Here is an 18,538-nt window from a genome sequence, read left to right on the forward strand (position 1 = left end):
ACCGAAGATGACAACCGCTATCAAACTGTGACACACGCCACAGCCCAGGTTCGCCAGGAATGGGAAGCCGAGCACCGTGCCGCAAGGGCAGTGGCGGCTCGAGGCTGGGAGAGCAAGAAAAAGGGACCGCGGCCGGAAACCACGGTCCCTATCGGGCGCGCCTGATGCGCACGGCGCCGTTCAGCCGGGATGGATCCAGGATCCGATCGGGGTCGGCGGCAGGGCGCGCACCGCGAGCATCACCGGGCCGCACCAGAAGGAGGACGACATGCAGACGAAGGCTCCGGTCTTGTCGTAGTTCCAGGCGTCACCGTGCCATGCCCAGGTCAGGCCGTCCTCCGACGGGCTCATCGGGCATTCCGCTGGAGCCTTGCCCGCGCATGGCCCTTCCACGCCCCATGGCCCGACCGGATACGCGGAGGCGGTCGGCGCGAGGAACAATGCCGACGCCGCGATGCCAACACCCGCGGCGAACGAACACAGAATCGAGCGTTTCATGATGACGTTCCTTGCCAGGCCGGCTTTCGATGAAGCATCAGCCGGACAGATGGATAACCATGGAGTTGCCAGATGCCGGAGAACGCCTCAGTAGACTGCGGAGATCAGATAGTTGTCAACGGCCACGCCCGGGCCGTCTTCGACCGGGCCGGGTAGTGGGCGACACACGCAATAGCCGGGCGCCGCGCGAATAATCAGGGCTCGGCCACAGGATTGGCCACAGTCCCCGAAACGAACACGAGGCCCTGACCATATTTGTACTGGTCAGGACCTCTTTCGTGAGTGGTCCCAGCTGGGATCGAACCAGCGACCTTCCGCGTGTGAGGCGGACGCTCTCCCGCTGAGCTATGAGACCATCATCGACCGGCGAGCGGTCACTCGGACCGCGCTGCGGGGCACCGTCCGAACGAGTAGGAACCTTAACACGGTGCCCCCGCCGACCACCAAATCGCCCCTCCCGCAGGGCGCCCGGACGATCATTCCCGCGGCTCGGCAGGTGATTGCACACCCCTCGCGCGGGCCCGACGGCGGCGCTGTTCGCGCGCGAGGCGCACGCCCTCAGTCGAGGCTCACACGACACTTCCGATGAACAACTCGAATCATCTGCCACCGGAACTACCACCGTGTAATTCGATTTCGAGGCCATCTACCAGCGGATTTGTAGGTTGCGCCGAACGTCGGCTAATGTTCTGTCTCGCACCACGGAGGCGAACAACGCGCCACCGGGATGCACAATGCGGATGTAGCGCAGCTGGTAGCGCATCACCTTGCCAAGGTGAGGGTCGCGGGTTCGAATCCCGTCATCCGCTCGAGAGGTAGGGCCAGGCAATAATTATTCGCCGTCCCCCTTTGCGCGGTGGAGTGGCCGAGTGGTGAGGCAACGGCCTGCAAAGCCGTGCACACGGGTTCGATTCCCGTCTCCACCTCGCGCGATTAGCTCAGCGGGAGAGCGCTTCCCTGACACGGAAGAGGTCACTGGTTCAATCCCAGTATCGCGCACCACACGAAAGCCCCGGCTCCGGCCGGGGCTTTCGTGCTTTCCGCCCCCGCATGCCCCGCGAACATCGGCCGGCCACGGTGATCGAGGCGGGCGAATCCGTCGGTCCCCACCGCTAGAGTGACGCCGACAACGGCGAACCGACCGGGCGACCGGTCACGGCAGAAAGTCATCCGGGTGGCGACAGATCAGGTTCGGGATCAGCACGGCAGCGCCGGGCAGCCCAGCGCCGTCGACACCGCCGACGGCATGGTGGACGACCTCGCCGAACACTTGAACTTCGCACTCGACGACATCGACGAGCATCTGGCACGGCTGATCGACGAGTACGCCGTCGATCGCCCACGCGCAGCCGACATCCTGCGGCTGCGCCTCGGCATCGGCGACCAGGAGCCGGAAACGCTCACCAGGATCGGGGCGCGGTTCGACTTCTCCCGCGACCGGATCCGGCAACTGCACACCAAAGCGGTCGGTGAACTCATCCGCCAGGCCAAGCTCACCGGCGAGCTCCCCGCGGCCGAGTTCGCGCAGCGCTATCCCACCACTGCCAAAGACCAGCAGCTGGTGCGGGCGCTGCTGACCGAAACCTACGTCACCGCCACCGATCTCGTCGCCAACGAACTCTCCTACCTGAAACTGCGGCTGGCCGGGCACGAGGCGGCCGACGCCAAACGGGTGTCCGGATTCGTCACCCAGCGCTTGGCCGCCTGGCGTAAGAAGACCAACCACCGCCTGGCCAGGCTGCACGACGGCGCCCCCTTCCCCGTAGGCCACGACCACGCCTGGCTGGACCGCATCGACTGGCCGTCGGACGCCGCCTCCCCCGCGCCCCTACCCACCGACTCCGCACGCACCCTGGACGGCGACGACGACGGACGCGGCCGCTTCTACCTGGACAAGGTGGGCCGCGACGTCGGCTTCGATTCCGGTCTGGAATCCCGGCTGCTGGGTGTGCTCAACGCCGACGAGCAGATCAGCACCTTCCAAGAGCACCCCGACGCGGTGCTCTACCGGGTGGACGGCGAAGAAGGGGTGCACTTCCCCACCGCGGCCGCCCGGCTCGCCGACGGACGCATCGCACTGATCGACGTGCAGCCCCTCGGCCGGATCGCCTACCGCGATTACCGCGCCCGAGCCGCCGCCGCCCGCGCTTACGCGCACAGCAACGGCTGGGGCTGGCTGGTGTGGACCGGCTCGACAATCGGTGTACCGGAAGTGGCCGAACGACGCGTCGACACCGCACTGGAGGCGCGCCTCACCGAGATGGTCGAGCATGGTGCGGCCACCTGGCCCGCGCTGCGGCAGCTACGCGCCGACACCGGCCTCACGCCGCTGGACCTCGCGGCGGCGGTGCTGCGTCACGACTGGGCCTTGGATCGCGGCTCGCACCGGATCAGCGCATCACCAGCGTCGCGGTCATGAACGTCACCAACAGCATCATCGCGAAAATCGTGATCAGCTGCCAGTGATTGATGGTCTGATGCAATCGGCCGATCGCCGCACGCAGCGCCCGCTCGGAGCGCTGCTGATCGATGAGTTTGCGGTTGGCCTCGGCCACCGCGTCGGCGTGCTTCTGCACGGTGTGCTCCGACCGCTCCATCCGGTGGGTGAGCTTGGCGATCTGTTTGGTCTTGTCCCGCACCGATTTCCGTGACATCGCCAGCGCGGTGCGCTGGTTCACCAGCTCCTGGCGCTGACGGGCGATCAACATCGCCTGCGTCTTGGTGTGCTGCTCCCAATCGGTCACCGATGCCCATCCCTTCCGCAACTCGTCGCGGTAACCCCACGCGACCTCACCGTCTACCCACTGACGCAGGAACTCCCGCAATTCGTACGGCTGCTGCCGCGGCACCACCACACCGTCGGGACCGAGCTCGAGCACACCCGAGACGGTGCGATAGTCGCATGCGTTGGGCTCGAGGTCCTCGATGCCGAGCGCGGGCAACTGCGCGACCCAGAAACCGGGCGCGCACAACCACAGCACTCCGGTGAAGCCGATCGCTCGCAACCGATCCGTATGTGCCTGCGCCAGTTCCTGAGTCAGCGGCCCGGTGCGCACCTCGATGGCGTACCGGCTGTCACCTTTACGCCAGTAGACGTCTACGGTCACCGAGCCGATTCTGCGGTCCACCACGGCCTCGTCGGCGCCGAACGCGAGCATTCGCGCGGCCAGCCAGAACTTCAGTCGCTGCACATCCCATTGCGCGGCGACACATCGCGCGCACCCGCACCCGTAACCGGTCGGTGACTCCAGCGGCTGCCGCGTTTTCCCTGGTCCGTCCGATATCCCCAGCTCGGCAAGGATTGCCCGGCGCCCGCACGCGTTGTCTGTCCGCTGCTTCGTCTGCACGCGACCACCCACCTAACCCATCCCATAGCGACCTGCCCGGCACAGACCGGCACTTTCCAGGGTGCGGCAACCGACCGGTCCTCGCCACCCTTTCACCGTGAGGCGTTATCCAGATGCGACTCGCCCGGGGCCGCGCTGCCGCCGCGGTGTGATGTCGGCCGCGTCCGGATCGGCCTCGGTGGCGGGTCCGCGGGTGAGGATCGTGCGGATCAGCCCGCGCAACCATAGATGACCGCTGTCGGCGGTGTTGCGGGGATGCCATGCCATGCCCACGGAAATGCCCGGCAGCGGTAGCGGAATGTCGAAGGGACACAGTCCCAATGGGCCGAGCAGGCCCGCACCGAGCCGGGCCGGGGCGGGGCAGACGAGCCCACCCGCGCGCACCGCGAGCAGCGCCGTGACCAGATCGGGGACGGTGGCGACGACGCGGCGGGTGCGTCCGTGCAGGGCCAGCCGGTCGTCGATGGGACCGCGGGCGCGCCCGACCCGGGAGATGCTCAGATGTGCCGCGCCGGCGTAGGCCGCGACGGTCACCTTGTCGGTGATCAGCGGATGGTCCGGGCTCGCCACGCCGATCCAGCGATCGAGCAGGACGTGCTGGACGACGGTCTCCGGGTCGGTGTGGTCGAGGACGCCGACCTCGATGTCCACCCGCCCCTCGCGCAGCGCGCCTGCGCCGTCGATGGTGTCGGGCAGAAAGTGCAGGGTCACGCCGGGCGCCTCGGCGCGCACGGCGGCCAGCAGCGGCGCGGACAGCTCGGCGAGTATGCCGTCGCCGGCCCGGATGGTGAACCCGCGCTTGAGGGTTGACGGGTCGAGGGCCGCGCGCGGAGTGAGCAGCGCGCGGCCTTGGCCGACGAGGCGGCTCACCTCGTGGCGCAGTTCCAGCGCCCGCGGGGTCGGCACCAGGTTGCGCCCTGCCCGCACCAGTAGCGGATCGCCGAGCACGCGGCGAAGGCGTGCGAGCGTGCGGCTCATCGCGGGCGCTGAGGTCTGCAACCGTTCGGCGGCCAGCGTGACGCTGTTGGTCTCCAGCAACGCGTCCAGCGCGACCAGCAGGTTCATATCCAGCGACTCCACCGGCGGATTATCGCCAGCGCAAGGAGGCGGCAGCAAACTTGCCGCGCCGGATAATCCGCAGCCCAGGAGGCCTCGTGCGTCCGATGCCCGGCGCGGGCCGCGGGTCAGGAGTCCCCGGCGTAGGCGTCCTGCACGATCGGCGTGCTGTGCTGGGGCGGGGCGCCGGAGCTGCGACGGTTGCCGAGCACCTGGTAGGCGGCGGGGCGGATGGGGCGGACCCACTGCGCGGCCCGCGCGCCGCGCGGCAGCTTCACCCCCAGATCGGCGAGCATCTCGTCGAGATTCTGGATGGCGAATGGTTCGATGGCGGTGCCGTGCGCGTGCCTGCCGCCGGTGCGCTCCTGCAGCCAGGCCAGCCGACGGTCGGTGTGTTCGGCCATCGCCTCGGCGCTGGGCAGGGTCAGATCACCGGTGAGCAGCGCGGCGGTCCAATGCGCGGCGACCTCGGCGCCCAGCGCGCTGATCAGCGAGGAGTTGTAGCCGGCGAAGCTCAGATGGGGCACGCCGAGCGGCAGGATGTGGCGATACAGGCGGAAGTTGCCGTCGTCGTCGGTCAGCTGCCGCTGGATGTACGGGGTCAGGAACGGCACCCGCTGCTGGAAGCCGGTGGCGCACACGACGATATCGGCCGGGATGCGTTCGCCGTCGGACAGGATGGCCGTCGGCCCTGCGGGCCCGGCATGCAGTTCGGCGATCGTCGTTTCGCGCCGGACGATGATGCGGCCGGCGGCGACCTGTTCGACGAAGCCCTCGGTGGCCACGCTCACCGACTGGTCGGCGATGTCTTCGATCCGGCCCTGCGGCATGAGCCCGAGCTCGCCGAGTCGCAGGCGTTTGGCGGCCAGCGCCTGTACCAGGTCCAGGTTGCTCTCGCGGAAGGAGCGCGCGGGTCCGTGCAGGAACCGTTCGAAGCGGCCGGGCTCCTGATGCCGGAAGTGGGCTTCGCCGGTCCTGGTCAGCAGGAGTCGTTCGGCGTCGATCCCGGCGGCCAGCTTGCGCGGCACCTTCCAGGTGAGCCGGCGGGCGAGCACCGTGGTCGAGGCCGCGACATGGCTGACGGCCTCGGCCAGGTCGCAGGCCGAGCGCCCGTAGCCGACGATGACGACGTTCTGATCGCGCACCGCCTCCACGTCGACGAACTGCGAGGCGTGTCCGAGCGCGCCACCGCCGGCCTGGTAGGCGTCCTCACCGCGGAAATACGGCAGGTAGGGCTCGCTGTAGACGCCGTTGGCGATGACGAGGTGATCGCAGGAGGTCCGGCGGATGCCGTCGCCCTCGCGAACTTCGAGCAACCAGCCGCCGTCCACCGGGTCGGCCGCCACGACCTCGGTGCGCAGGCGCAGCGTGGTCTCGAAGCCGAACCGGCGCACGTAATCGGCCAGGTACTCCTGCATCTGCTGCCCGTCGGGCACACGCGGCCAGTCGGCGGGCATGGGATGGTCGGAGAAGTGGTAGGTGTGCTTGCTCGTCTGCGCACGCAGGCCCGGATAACGCCTGGTGGCGCTCCATACCCCGCCGACGTCGGGGGTGCGGTCGAACACCTCGACCGAAAAGCCTGCCCGAGTCAGCACTTTCGCGCAGGCCAAACCTGCGATACCCGCACCGACGATTCCGATACGGTTCCCGCTCCTCATGCGCAGGAGACTACGTCGCCGCGGCCCGCCAGCAAAGCGGAGCCCCGGCCGGCGCCCGCGCCGCGCCGGTCGCGAGGGGCGCCCGCGCGCGCCGGATGAGCCGCCCGGCGTCGGCCGCGGCCGGGCTCGCTCGCCATCGGCGTCTCCCGGCACATATCCGGCAAATCTTCAGCGGCCGGATCCGGCGGGCACCTCACGACGACGAGTGCGCCCGGTCCGGCCGGGCGAGCGGTGGGCTCTGCATATGCACGACCTTCATCGTGGTCATCTCGTCGAGTAGCTCTGGGCCGTAGCCATAGCCGGTGCCGGAACGTCCGCGCGGTTGCGCGGCACCGCCCGGCGCACCGCCGAATACCGCGTTGACCTTCACCGTGCCGACCGGCAGCTCGTGCCAGGCCCGCTGGGCATTGGCCATCGAGGCGGTCAGTACCGTCGCCGCCAGTCCGTAATCACTGCTGCGTGCCTGGGCCAGGCCGGCCTCGAAATCCGGCACCACCCGCACCGGGGCCACCGGCCCGAAGGTCTCTTCCCGCATGATCGTCATATCCGGGGAACAGTCGACGAGCACGGTCGCGGGATAGACCGCGCCCTCCCCTTCGGGAATCCGGCCCCCGACCAGCACTCGCGCCCCGCGGCGCTCGGCGTCGGTGACCTGATCGTGCACCTGTGCGCGCTGCCTGGCGTCGACGAGTGGCTGCGGATCGCTGTTCCACTCCCTGGCCCTGGCACAGAGCGCGTCGATGAACGCGTCGGCGATCTGCGCGTGCACGTAGATGCGCTCCACCGAGGTGCAGATCTGCCCGGCATTGGCGAAGGCACCGAGCGCGGCCTGTTCGGCTGCCCACTCCGGGTCGACATCCGCGTCGATCAGCAGTGGATCGTTGCCGCCGTTCTCCAGCAGCACCTTGGCTCCCGTCCGTGCGGCGGCGGCGCTGATCCGTCGTCCGGTCTCGCTGCTGCCGACGTGGGCGATCACGTCCACGAGTGAGGATGCGCTCAGCAGCGCGCCGGTGTCGGCGCCGCCGCCGACGGTGCGGATCACCGAGTCCGGCAGGTGCTCGGCCAGCAGCCGCCCCAGCAACGCCCCGGTACGCGAGCAGCGTTCGCTCGGCTTGTGCAGCACCGCGTTTCCGGTGACCAGAGCAGCGCCGAGCAGCCCACAGGCGATGGCGACCGGGTCGTTCCACGGAGTCAGCGCGAGCACGACACCACGAGGCTGCGGAATCATGAAATCGGACGCGGTTCGATCGCCCTGCAAGGCCCGGCCCCGGTGCACCGGACCCAGCTCCGCGTACTGGTCGAGGGTCGCCGCGCCCGCCAGCACGCCGTCGCGCCCAGAAGCCCGCGGACGCCCGGTTTCCCGTTCGAGCATGGTCGCCAGCTCATCGGCCGCCGCCCGCACGGCATTCGCCGCGCGGTGCAGCATCGCGCCTCGCTCCGCGGCGGCGACCGCTGCCCACCCGGGCTGCGCGTCCCGAACCGCCAGCACCGCTTCCTCGATGCCGTCCGCTGCGACCGATACCGGCGATGGCGATCCGCCGACCTTGTCGTGCGCATGGCCAGGTGCCTCGGATATCTGTGTCATGCGGCTCGAATACCCGGTGCCGAGCCGGGAAACCTCGGCTGCGGTCCACAGGCAGCCCGGCTCGGCCCGGTGACGGCCCCGGCCGTGGTACCCACGGCCGGGGCCGAGTCGATCGGGGAGGTCGCACCCGCTACCGGGTCCAGACCGTCCCCCGCCGCTCATATTCCATAACTTCCTCGACAGCGAGGGCCGTCGCCGAACCCAACTCGCGCTGCACCAGCCACAGCGCGAGATCCAGACCAGAGGTGACACCACCGGTGGTGACCAGATCGCCGTCGTCGACGACTCGCGCTCTGGTGATCACACCGCCTTCCCGTTCCAGCTGCTCGACCAGCCGGTGATGGGTCGTGCACGGTCGGCCCCGGGTGAGCCCCGCCGCCGACAGCAGCATCGACCCGACACAGACCGACGCCATGGTCAGTCCGTCCCGCCGGGCCGCCGCCAGCAGCCGGGGCAGGTGACCCCGCTCGATCTCGGTCGGGACGCCGGGTGCGCCCGGCGGTAAGCCGTAGCCACCGCCGGGCACCACGATCACGTCGGCCAGGTGCGGCGACCACCCGGAACGAATGTCGATCGCGGTGCCCGACATCAGGACGACCGGACCTGGATCAGCCGCGCTGACCAGCTCGACCTCGGCACGAGAGTCGAAATGCGTCGCGTAACCCAGCACTTCCAGCGGCGCGAAGATATCCAGGTCGTCGACCCCGTCGAAGACGAGGATCTGCACCCGCCATGAAGCCGGATCGTCGCGTCGGCGCCGCGTCGGCGCCGGTGCCGCCGTCGGCATCACCAGGAATCCGGCACCGGTGGCCGCGCCGACACCGGCCCGCAGCATCGTCCGCCGATTCATGCCCGGTCATCGTGCTCGAGGTGCCGCTCCGGCGCGCGAGCACCGGCGCGTCGGCGTGAGCTCCGCGTGCTCATGCGGAGAAGTAGGGGTCGTCCAGCACGTACCGCCAGGACCCGTCCCGGCCACGCCGCGCGATCTCGGTGGAGGTGGAGACCACGGCGGCGCCGTTCGGACCCACACCGGAAACGACGGCGTCATTGGAGATCATCGCCAAGTCACCGGCGACGTGGAGGCGGCGAGGACGCAGTTCGATGGTGGCCCCGGAGCCGATCATCTCGCCGAGCGCCGCCCGGATCGCCTCGGTTCCGGCCCGGCTCTCGCCAGGGGCCGAGAACAGCAGCGCCGCAGGCTCATACAGCGCCATCAAGGCATCGAGATCACCGGCGTTGAAGTGGGTGGTGAACAGCGTTGCCAGCTCGGCGGGCGAACCGGCTCCCACGCTGTCGGCACCGACCCGCACCGGACGATCGCCCCATCCCGCGGAGTCGACGAGGTCGAACCAGGTGATCGGCCCGTGCGTCGGGTAGTACAGCCGGCAGATCTGGCCGGGAAAGTTGAAGGGGCTGCCCTTGGCCGGATTGTCGCGCACCTGCCTGGCCAGCATCTCACCGAACGCGTATCCGAGGTCGTGGCGCGGCCATACCGCGTGCACACGCTGCGCGAAACCCTCCGGCAGCAGGTCCCGGTCGCGCCCGACGATATCGACGCCCGTGCCGCGTTGTACCAGGGCCTCCACCGGCCCGAATCGATGGGCGATGCCGTCGACGGTGTGCAGGGCGACGGCATTCCATACCGTCCGCACCCGCGACTCCTCGACCCCGTGGCTGCGGAGAAACTCTGCGGCGGCATCGGCGCCGTCCACCTCGAACCGCTGATCGCCATTCGCGTGTTCGGTCGCCCCGAGGTCGTGCAGGATGCTGCCGAGGTAGACCAGCTCGTCGTCGTAATCCACCCCCGGCCGCAGCCCTTCGGCCTTGGCGACCTCCCGCGCGTACAGGTAGGCGCGGACGCAATGGTTGTAGACCAGCGGCGGCGACACCCGCGCCACGAGTGCGTCGGCCGCGAGCGCGAGTTCCGAAGTGGGCAGGTCGAACTGGGCCCGGTCGGCTTGTTGAACGGTCATCGTTGTCCCTTCCGAATGTGCCCACTCAGTCTCGGTTCGGAAGCGACCACCGCCCAGTGGCCGGATAGCCAATGTCCGCTAAATTCTGGCCAGTCGTCCGGGATGCTGAAAGCTGGCGCGGTAGGCCTGCGGCGAGGTCCGGGCGAACCGGGCGAAGTGGTATCGCAGGGTCGCGGCGGTGCCGAAACCCGAAGCCTCGGCGATTCGATCGATCGACAGGTCCGAGGTCTCGAGCAGTTGCTGGGCCCGGTGCACCCGGGCTCGGAGCAACCACTGCAATGGCGTGGTCCCGATCTCGGCCCGGAATCGACGGTTCAAGCTGCGCACGCTGAGGGCTCCGTGCGCGGCGATGTCGTCGAGGGTCACCGGCCGGTGCAGGTTGGCTTGCATCCAGTCGAGCACCGGCTGCAGCGAGGCGCCGGAATCGTCCGGGTCGGTGTGTGCGATGAATTGCGCTTGGCCACCGCCACGTTGCGGCGGCATGACGAGTCGCCGCGCGGTATCGGCGGCGACTCGCGCGCCCAGGTCGCGGCGCACCATGTGCAGGCACAGATCGAGTCCGGCCGCTACACCGGCCGAGGTGAGCAGGGACCCGTTGTCGACGAACAGCACCGACGGATCCACCTCGACGCGGGGATACCGGCGAGCCAGTTCCGCGGCGTGTTCCCAGTGGGTCGTCGCGCGCGACCCGTCGAGTAACCCGGTCGCCGCCAGGGTGAACGCGCCGACGCAGACCGACGCCACCCGCGCGCCCCGCGCGGCGGCGTCCAGCAGTGCGCGGCGAACGGCTTCGGCGGGCTCGTCGAGGAACTCGGTCCGGCCCGGAATCATGACGATGTCCGCCTCGGCGAGGCAGTCGAGATCCCATTCCGACTGCAACCGGACAGCGCCGTGTACCGCCGCCGCACCCGCGCTGCCGCCCGGGGTCACCACGCGGATGTCGTAGTACTGCTCGCCGAGCATGGTGTTCGCCGCGCCGAACACCATGCCGGGAAGCATCACCTCGAAACCGATCACCGAATCCGGAGCAAGTACCGCTACCACTGCCATGGCCAGAATTTAGCGCACAGCGGAATATTGGCCAGGCGGAGCCAATTCACTCCGGCTTCCAGGTCCTCCTCCTACCGCCTCGCGGTATCCCGCCGCGCCTCGGCGGCAGGGCGCGCGGTGATCGGCGGGCGTAGCGATGTGGTTGCGGCCGTTCCCGTGCCACGCCCCGGCAAACTCCGGGCACTCGCCAGGGTTCGTGCTGTACTGGACACATGAGCAATACCCCAGTCATCGTGGACCGGGCCGGACTCTGGGATGCCGAAGCGCTCAGCGATGTCGCCGCGGCGACCTTTCCGCTCGCGTGCCCACCCGGCGCGACCGCCGACGATATCGAGATCTTCATCTCCGAGGTGCTGTCGGGCGAACGGTTCGGCGAGTACCTGTCTGATCCGTCGCGCGCGGTGCTGAAGGCGGTGTCGGGCGGCGAGATCGTCGGATACGCGATGCTGGTCGGCGGCGAACCGGCCGATCCGGAGGTCGCGGCGGCGGTCGATCCGCGGCCGGTGGTCGAGATCAGCAAGATGTATGTGCTGCCGGGCCATCACGGGACGGGCGTGTCCACGGCGTTGATGGTGGCGGCGCTCGACAGGGCTCGCGAGGACGGCTATTCGGGAGTGTGGCTCGGGGTGAACCAGGAAAACGCCCGTGCGCAACGCTTCTACGCCAAGCACGGTTTCGACACCGTCGGCACCAAGACCTTCACCGTCGGCAACCAGGTACACCACGATTTCGTGATGCAACTGGTGTTCTGAGGCCGAGCCTCGCTCAGGCCAGCATCCGCGCTTTCAGGCCGGCGATCTCGGAATCGGTCAGGCCGAGACCGGTGCGGACGTAGTTGTCGAAGCTGCCGTAGGTGGCCGCGGCCTGATCGAAGGCGGCATCGAGCCAGCCGGCTTCGACACCGTTGAGCAGATCACCGGGCTCGGCGCCGCGGTAGTGGTTCGACAGCAGGTAATCCTCGGTGACGGTGGCGCGGTCGACGCCGAGGATGCTCAGCAGTACCGCGGCTGTCCAGCCGGTGCGGTCCTTGCCGGCGGTGCAGTGGAACAGCACGGCGCCACCGTCGGCGGCCCGCCCGTTCTCGATGACGTCACGCAGCACCGACGCGATGGCCGCGTTGGCGCCGGGGGCGGTGATGAAGGCGCGATACATCTCGGCGCCGCCGGCCAGGCTCGACACCAGCTGCGGTAGCGGCGCGCCACCGATCACGTCGTACCAGTTCGCCCGGGCGCCTGCCGGCACCCGGTCCGGTGCGAGCGCGCGTTCGTAGACGGTGCGCAGATCGTCGACGTCGCGTACCTTGCGCTCGGTGAGTTCGGCCAGATCCGCCGGGGTGAGGTGATCGAGCTGATCGGTGCGGAACACCAGTCCGGTGCGCACCGTTCGCCCGTCGACGGTGCGATAGCCGCCGAGGTCGCGGGCATTCCGCGCGCCTTCCAGGTGGAGTGAGCGGTCGATGGCGAGCGCGCTCGACGCGGACGGCGGATCGGCGGGTGCGATGGCGGCGGTGGGCCCGAAGGCGATGGCCGCCCCGGCGACCAGAGCGATCGGCACACGCAGCCCGTAACCGACCATGGTGGAACGGTGGACCATCGCGAAGCTCCCCTCATCGGCGCGTGGTGCCCGGCCTGTTCTGCCGACGGCTCCCACGGCAAGTCCCGCCCAGCAAACCAAGCCGGAGACGGTGCGGTCAAGCCCGTTTCGGCGAGTCGCGGCCGATCACGCCGCGTCGGATCCGGCCTGATCCAGGGGCCCGACGTGGTGATACGCCGCGACCGCCGCCGTACTCGATTCGGCTCAGGCCGTCACTTCGAACCGCGACAAGGCCAGCAGACGCGAGATCGCGCGCAGGTATTTCTTGCGGTAGCCACCATCGAGCATCTCCTGGGAGAAGATCTCGTCGAGCTTGGCGCCGGACACCGTGACGGGCACGCTGGCGTCGTAGAGCCGGTCGGCCAGCACCACGATGCGCAGCGCCACCGCCTGATCGGTGACCGGGTGCACGCCGGAGATGAAGACCGAGGAGACACCGGAGATCAGGGCACCGTACTTGGACGGGTGCAGGGTGCTCAGATGCTTCAGCAGCTGGTCGTAATCATCCAGGGTCGAACCGGGCGTGGCGGCGGCGCGCTCGGCGAGCTCGTCGGGCGAGGTGGGTTCGGGCGCGGGCGGCAGGTCGCGGTGGCGGTAGTCGGGGCCGTCGACACGCACGGCCTCGAAGATCGCGCCGAGCTTCTTGATCTCGCGCATGAAGTCCTGTGCGGCGAAACGGCCCTCGCCGAGCTGGCCCGGCAGGGTGTTGGAGGTCGCCGCGATGGACACACCGCTCGCCGACAGCTCGGTGAGCAGGCGCGAGACCAGCATGGTGTCGCCCGGATCGTCGAGCTCGAATTCGTCGATGCACAGCACGCTGTTGGCGCTGAGCCGCTCCACCGCGTTGGTGAATCCGAGCGCGCCGACCAGGTTGGTGAGCTCGCCGAAGGTGCCGAACGATTTGGGTGCCGGCGCGCTGTGGAAGATCGAGGCCAACAGGTGGGTCTTGCCGACGCCGAAGCCGCCGTCGAGGTAGAGCCCGGCGCCGTCGACCTGCTTCTTCTTACCGAACAGGCTCTTCTTCGAGGCGGCCTTGTGGATCTTGGCGACCTGCCCGGCGAACTCCTCGGCCTTGCGCACCGCGGCGGCCTGGCTGGGTTCGTTCGGGTCGGGAATGTAGGAGGCGAAGCTGACCTCGTCGAACATGGGTGGCGGCACCATCTGGGCGACGAGTTGATCCGCCGGAACCTCCGGATGGCGATCGACGAGGCGTTCTTGCATGGGCGAAGCCTAATGACGTGGTGTGATCTGTCTTCATGCAGCGTATCCACAATGCGATCCAGCTCACAGGACTGACCGACGAGGAACTCTTCCAGCTCTACGGCTACCCCACCGGGCTCGACCGTCCCTGGGTGCGAGCGAATTTCGTGTCCAGCATCGACGGCGCCGTCACCAGCGACGGCGTGTCGGGCGGATTGGGCACCGACGCCGACCGCAAGGTCTTTCTGGCGCTGCGCGAGCTGGCCGACGTGGTGCTGGTCGGAGCGGGCACCGTACGGACGGAGAACTACGGTCCCGCCAAGACCGATCCGGCGCTGCGGCGCCGGCTGCACGAGCTCGGGATCGGCGGCCACCCCGACGGCACGCCACCGCCCATCGCGGTGGTGACGGCCAGCGCCGCGCTGGACGCCACCGCACGGCTGTTTCCCCGGTCCCACGACGCGTCTGCGGCTACCCGGGCCGATTCCGCCGGTGGCCAGGCGACGCAGCCTCCTGCGGGGCCGAACCCGCACCCGGTCGCCCCGCTGATCATCACGACCGCGGCCGCGCCCGCTATCCGCAAACAGCAGCTCGCCGACGCCGGAGCTGAGGTGATCGAGGCCGGTGACGTCGCCGTGTCGCCGCAGGCCGCGATGGCGGCACTGGCCGAGCGCGGACTGACGCGGGTGTTGTGCGAGGGCGGGCCGCGACTGTTCGGTGATCTGCTGGCCGCGGACTGCATCGATGAGCTGTGCCTGACCACCTCGCCGGTGTTGATCGGCGGGACCGCGGCGCGAATCGCGCTGTCGCGCGAGGAGTTCCGGGTGACGATGCGCCCGGCCCACATTCTGCTGGACGAGGACGCGACGATGCTCATCCGGTGGGTGCGCTGCTGAGGGCCTGTGTGAAACACGGCACGAGACCTGGCAGGGTGTAACGCATGCGCTGGACTCGGGCCGTGGTACCGGCCTCGATACTTTCGATCATGATCGCCGGATGCGGGGCCGGACCCTCGGATCGCCCCGGCGTGGCCATCGAACGTCCGCCGGTCGCGGGCGAGGCCACCACCTCGGCCGCCGCCGCGCCGCCGCCGCAGGCCGAGGTGCCGAAGACCGATCTGAGCTGGCGGGAATGCACCACGCCGACGCTCGATCTGCTCGGTCTCGGCCCCGCCCCCGAGGGCCTGGTGCTCGAATGCGCCGAGTATTCGACGCCGATCGACGCTTCGGGGGCGATTCTCGGTTCCTTCCGCAACGGCGCGATCCGTGCCCGTCTACCGCAAACCCCCGCCGACGCGGCGCCGATCGTGCTCACCTCCGGCACCGACCGGTCCTCCACCGCGACGCTGGCTGGGCTGGCGGTCGGCCCGGCCAACGCGATCCTGGCCCAACGCCCGATCGTCGCGGTCGACCGTCGCGGCATCGGTAGCTCGCAGCCGATCGACTGCCTGCCACCCGAAATCCGCGACCCCATCCACGACAACGCCCAGTTCTCGCCCGGCGACGACCAGATCGCCACGATGGCCGAGCTGAGCCAGAACGCCACCATCGCCTGCCGCGACTTCCTCCAGCCCTACGACGGCACCTTCGACGCCGCGCACGCCGCCGACGACATCGAGCAGCTGCGCAAGCAGTGGCAGGTCGAACACATCGCGATGATCGGCACCGGCAACGGCGCGCTGGTCGCGATGGCCTATGCCCGCAAGTTCGGCGATCATCTGGCGCGCCTGGTGCTGGATTCACCGCACGCGGTGGGCGTGGACGCGGTGACCAAGGGCGAGCAGCAGGTGCAGGGCGCGGAGGCGGCGTTGACGGCGTTCGCGCAACGCTGCGTCGGCCTCAACTGTTCGCTTGGTCCCGATCCGCGCGGGAAGGTGACCGAACTTCTCGGCAAGGCCACCGCAGGACAGCTCGGCGACATCTCGGCAAACGGCTTGCTCACCGCGATCACCGGCTTCCTCGGCAGCCCGCGCAGCGACCAGAACAACCGGGTCACCGAACTGGCCGATGCGCTCTCCGCGGCCGATCGCGGCGACCTCGCGCCGCTGGAAAACCAGGTCCAGCGCGCGACCTCGGCCACCGCCGACGACGGACAGTTCGTCAACGGCTGCACCGACACCCAGCAGCCGCCGACGGCGAGCCAGGCGGCCGGGCTTGCCGAGGACTGGGGCGCCAAGTATCCGGTGTTCGGCCGCGCCGCGGCGATCTCACTGCTGACCTGCTCGGCTTGGCCCGTGCTGACCCCGCCGGCGGCCCCGGAGAAGCTCGCGCTTCCGGTGCTGGTACTGGCCGGGGTGGCCGATCCGGTCAGCGGTGCCGGTCAGGCATCGGTCACCGGTGCACTCGGGCGCGCGGGCGCGCGTAATGCCACCCTCACCTGGCAGGGCTACGGCCATCCGGTGTCCAACCACTCCGGCTGTGCGCAGCGCGCTGTGGTCGAGTACCTGAAGGACGCGAAGCTGCCCGCCGATGGCACTGCCTGCCCGGCCTGAGCGGCGCGGTGCGCACCTCATCGACTCCCGCCTCGGCGGGCTCGCCGACCCGGTCGCGGGCACGCCGAGGCGGGTCCGGGCAACCATCTGGGCACGATCCGGTGTACCGTGCCCCAGTGTTACTTCGACAGCTCGAGCCCAGGACAGCTCGCACCACCGCCGAGGTGATCAAGTTCGCACTGTGGCCCCTCGCGGTCATGACCGTGCTGAACAGGGTCCTCATCAAGGCTGTCAATGGTTTCGTCACAGACGATTATCGGCCCGTGTACCAGGCGTCGCTGGATTTCCTGAACGGTCGCGCGGTCTACACGGCCAATTTCGACTCGGTCGATCCGCACTACCTGTATCCGCCCAGCGGCACGCTGCTCATCGCGCCGATCGCGATCATCGACTACGAGAAGTCGCGCTGGCTGTTCATCCTGCTGAACGCCGTCGCCATCCTGATCGCCTGGTACCTGCTGCTCCGCCTGTTCAACTACACGCTGAAGTCGATCGCCGCGCCCGCGCTGCTGCTGGCGATGTTCATGTCCGAGACGGTGATCAACACGCTGGTGTTCACCAACGTCAACGGGTGCCTGCTGCTGGCGGAGCTGCTGTTCATCATGCTGCTGTTGCAACGGCGGGATGTGTGGTCGGGGGCGATACTCGGCTTGACGATCGCGGTCAAACCCACGCTCGCGCCGCTGCTGCTGATCGCGGCGGCGCGCGGGCAGTGGAAGGTGTTCATCACCGCTCTCGGTGTGCCGCTGGCGCTCAACGCGATCGCCTGGCCGTTGATGAAGGACGCGAGTTCCTTCCTCACCCGGACCGGCCCCTACATCCTGGAAACCCGCGACTACTTCAACAGCGCGATCTCCGGCAACGCCGAGTACTTCGGGCTGCCGCCGTGGCTGACCTGGACCATGCGGCTGGCCATGGGTGTCATCGTGGCGTTGACGCTGTGGCTGCTGTACCGCTACTACCGCGAGGACGAGCTCTTCTTCGTCTGCACCTCCTCCGGCGTGCTGCTGATCGCGTCCTGGCTGCTGTCGTCGCTGGGCCAGATGTACTACTCGATGCTGGTGTTCCCGTTCCTGATGACGGTGGTGCTGCGCAACTCGGTGCTGCGCAACTGGCCGGCCTGGCTCGCCATCTTCGGGTTCCTCAGCTACGACAAATGGCTGTCGGATCGCTGGCAGAGCCTCGGCCGCAATATCGAATACCTGCGGATCACCTTCGGCTGGGGTCTGCTGCTGATCGTGGTGTTCTGCGTGCTCGGTGACCGCTATCTGGCCGCGCGCCGGGAAGGCCGGCTGAAGTTCGGTATCGATCCCGCGTGGATGGCCTCGGCGCCGGACCCGCGTGGACCCGCCGAGCCTGCGGCCGTGGCGTCCACCGGCACGATCGACGCCGAACAGCCGGGTTCACCCGCCGCACGCGCCGAGCGAATGCGCGATCGTGCCGAGGAAGCGGACAACGACACAGCGACGGCGGAGGACAAGCGCATTACCGTGGAGTGATGAGCTCCGAATCGGATACCTCCCTGCCCGCCCCGCGGATCCAGCTGACGCCGCAGGAGTGGAAGGCCAAGCTCAGTCCCGAAGAGTTCGCGGTGCTGCGTGAGGCGGCCACCGAACGGCCCTTCGTCGGCGAATACACCGACACCAAGACCGAGGGCGTCTACACTTGCCGAGCCTGCGGCGCCGAACTGTTCCGCAGTACGGAAAAGTTCGACTCGCACTGCGGCTGGCCGTCGTTCTTCGATCCGGCCGACTCCGACGCGGTGATCCTGCGAGCGGACAATTCGCTCGGCATGCGCCGGGTCGAGGTGCTGTGCGCGACGTGCCACAGCCACCTCGGGCACGTCTTCGAGGGCGAGGGCTACCGGACACCCACCGACAAGCGGTACTGCATCAATTCCATCGCGCTGCGGCTGCACCCCTCGGACACCGCAACCCGCCAGTAACCCGACGTGCCGTGCGCAAACGGTACGCAACCAGGCAGCGGCGGGGGGGGGGGGGAAAGGGAGGGGGGGGGGGGGGGGGGGGGGGGGGGGGGGGGGGGGGGGGGGGGGGGGGGTGGGAAAAGGGGGGGGGGGGGGGGGGGGG

At 69.1% G+C, this 18,538-nt stretch carries 16 protein-coding genes and 4 tRNA genes; 9 read left to right on the plus strand and 11 right to left on the minus strand.

Translation table 11 applies throughout. From position 1 onward, the window contains the following. Positions 1-180: 180 nt before the first annotated feature. Together AC4HOU_RS04465 and AC4HOU_RS04470 are read right to left on the minus strand one after the other, a co-directional pair. Positions 181-498, minus strand: a complete 318-nt coding sequence (locus tag AC4HOU_RS04465; RefSeq protein ID WP_175585924.1) for a hypothetical protein — start codon at positions 496-498, stop codon at positions 181-183. A 283-nt stretch (positions 499-781) separates the two neighbouring features. Continuing rightward, positions 782-853, minus strand: a tRNA-Val gene (locus AC4HOU_RS04470). A gap of 381 nt (positions 854-1,234) precedes the next feature. Here AC4HOU_RS04470 and AC4HOU_RS04475 point away from each other — a divergent pair. The 4 genes from AC4HOU_RS04475 (at position 1,235) to AC4HOU_RS04490 (ending at position 2,917) form a co-directional block, all read left to right on the plus strand. Next, positions 1,235-1,307 (plus strand) — tRNA-Gly (locus tag AC4HOU_RS04475). A gap of 46 nt (positions 1,308-1,353) precedes the next feature. After that, positions 1,354-1,424, plus strand: a tRNA-Cys gene (locus AC4HOU_RS04480). Between the two features lies 1 nt (position 1,425). Next, positions 1,426-1,500: transfer RNA gene (locus AC4HOU_RS04485), tRNA-Val, on the plus strand. Positions 1,501-1,672: 172 nt separating this feature from the next. Next, positions 1,673-2,917 carry a sigma factor-like helix-turn-helix DNA-binding protein gene (locus AC4HOU_RS04490; RefSeq protein ID WP_490724151.1) on the plus strand — a complete coding sequence of 415 codons (1,245 nt, stop codon included), beginning with the start codon at positions 1,673-1,675 and terminating at the stop codon, positions 2,915-2,917. Here AC4HOU_RS04490 and AC4HOU_RS04495 read toward each other — a convergent pair. The 7 genes from AC4HOU_RS04495 to AC4HOU_RS04525 form a co-directional block, all read right to left on the minus strand. Beyond that, positions 2,889-3,689: a competence protein CoiA family protein gene (locus AC4HOU_RS04495; protein WP_280211759.1), complete on the minus strand. Its 801-nt coding sequence runs from the start codon at positions 3,687-3,689 to the stop codon at positions 2,889-2,891. The two genes, AC4HOU_RS04490 and AC4HOU_RS04495, sit on opposite strands and share 29 nt — an antisense overlap. Positions 3,690-3,950: 261 nt before the next feature. Continuing rightward, the gene (locus AC4HOU_RS04500) at positions 3,951-4,925 is read right to left on the minus strand and encodes a LysR family transcriptional regulator (protein ID WP_490724152.1); all 975 of its coding nucleotides are present in this window, start codon (positions 4,923-4,925) and stop codon (positions 3,951-3,953) included. 104 nt (positions 4,926-5,029) lie between these two features. Continuing rightward, a complete protein-coding gene (locus AC4HOU_RS04505; protein WP_490724153.1) occupies positions 5,030-6,559 on the minus strand; it encodes a flavin-containing monooxygenase in 1,530 nt (509 codons plus the stop codon). A 193-nt stretch (positions 6,560-6,752) separates the two neighbouring features. Then, the gene (locus tag AC4HOU_RS04510) at positions 6,753-8,144 is read right to left on the minus strand and encodes an aldehyde dehydrogenase family protein (RefSeq protein WP_490724154.1); all 1,392 of its coding nucleotides are present in this window, start codon (positions 8,142-8,144) and stop codon (positions 6,753-6,755) included. 130 nt (positions 8,145-8,274) lie between these two features. Further along, a complete protein-coding gene (locus tag AC4HOU_RS04515; RefSeq protein WP_163814343.1) occupies positions 8,275-8,994 on the minus strand; it encodes a DJ-1/PfpI family protein in 720 nt (239 codons plus the stop codon). 70 nt (positions 8,995-9,064) lie between these two features. Then, positions 9,065-10,117, minus strand: a complete 1,053-nt coding sequence (locus tag AC4HOU_RS04520; protein ID WP_490724155.1) for a nuclear transport factor 2 family protein — start codon at positions 10,115-10,117, stop codon at positions 9,065-9,067. Between the two features lie 78 nt (positions 10,118-10,195). Then, entirely contained in the window at positions 10,196-11,167 is a 972-nt protein-coding gene (locus AC4HOU_RS04525; protein ID WP_194991855.1) for a GlxA family transcriptional regulator, read from the minus strand. 212 nt (positions 11,168-11,379) lie between these two features. Here AC4HOU_RS04525 and AC4HOU_RS04530 point away from each other — a divergent pair, with 212 nt between their 5' ends. Next, a complete protein-coding gene (locus tag AC4HOU_RS04530; protein WP_195007039.1) occupies positions 11,380-11,919 on the plus strand; it encodes a GNAT family N-acetyltransferase in 540 nt (179 codons plus the stop codon). A 13-nt stretch (positions 11,920-11,932) separates the two neighbouring features. On the opposite strand, the gene AC4HOU_RS04535 is transcribed toward AC4HOU_RS04530, so the two are convergent. Beyond that, complete coding sequence (locus tag AC4HOU_RS04535) at positions 11,933-12,760, minus strand: tyrosine-protein phosphatase (protein WP_163814347.1); 828 nt, start codon at positions 12,758-12,760, stop codon at positions 11,933-11,935. A gap of 204 nt (positions 12,761-12,964) precedes the next feature. Further along, on the minus strand, positions 12,965-13,981 hold the full coding sequence (gene zapE / locus AC4HOU_RS04540; RefSeq protein ID WP_163814348.1) for a cell division protein ZapE: 1,017 nt from the start codon (positions 13,979-13,981) through the stop codon (positions 12,965-12,967). Positions 13,982-14,016: 35 nt separating this feature from the next. On the opposite strand from zapE, the gene AC4HOU_RS04545 reads away from it, so the two are divergent. The 4 genes from AC4HOU_RS04545 to msrB all read left to right on the plus strand — a co-directional run bounded on the left by AC4HOU_RS04545 (position 14,017) and on the right by msrB (position 18,396). Further along, the gene (locus AC4HOU_RS04545) at positions 14,017-14,856 is read left to right on the plus strand and encodes a pyrimidine reductase family protein (protein ID WP_490724156.1); all 840 of its coding nucleotides are present in this window, start codon (positions 14,017-14,019) and stop codon (positions 14,854-14,856) included. A 44-nt stretch (positions 14,857-14,900) separates the two neighbouring features. Next, positions 14,901-16,451, plus strand: coding sequence for an alpha/beta hydrolase (locus AC4HOU_RS04550; protein WP_490724157.1), 1,551 nt, complete (start codon positions 14,901-14,903; stop codon positions 16,449-16,451). Positions 16,452-16,567: 116 nt separating this feature from the next. Further along, positions 16,568-17,950: a glycosyltransferase family 87 protein gene (locus AC4HOU_RS04555; RefSeq protein WP_280498473.1), complete on the plus strand. Its 1,383-nt coding sequence runs from the start codon at positions 16,568-16,570 to the stop codon at positions 17,948-17,950. Then, on the plus strand, positions 17,950-18,396 hold the full coding sequence (gene msrB / locus AC4HOU_RS04560; protein WP_163814352.1) for a peptide-methionine (R)-S-oxide reductase MsrB: 447 nt from the start codon (positions 17,950-17,952) through the stop codon (positions 18,394-18,396). Before AC4HOU_RS04555 ends, msrB begins: the two co-directional genes overlap by 1 nt. Positions 18,397-18,538 lie beyond the last annotated feature (142 nt).

This window comes from Nocardia sp. JCM 38205 (genome assembly GCF_058222935.1).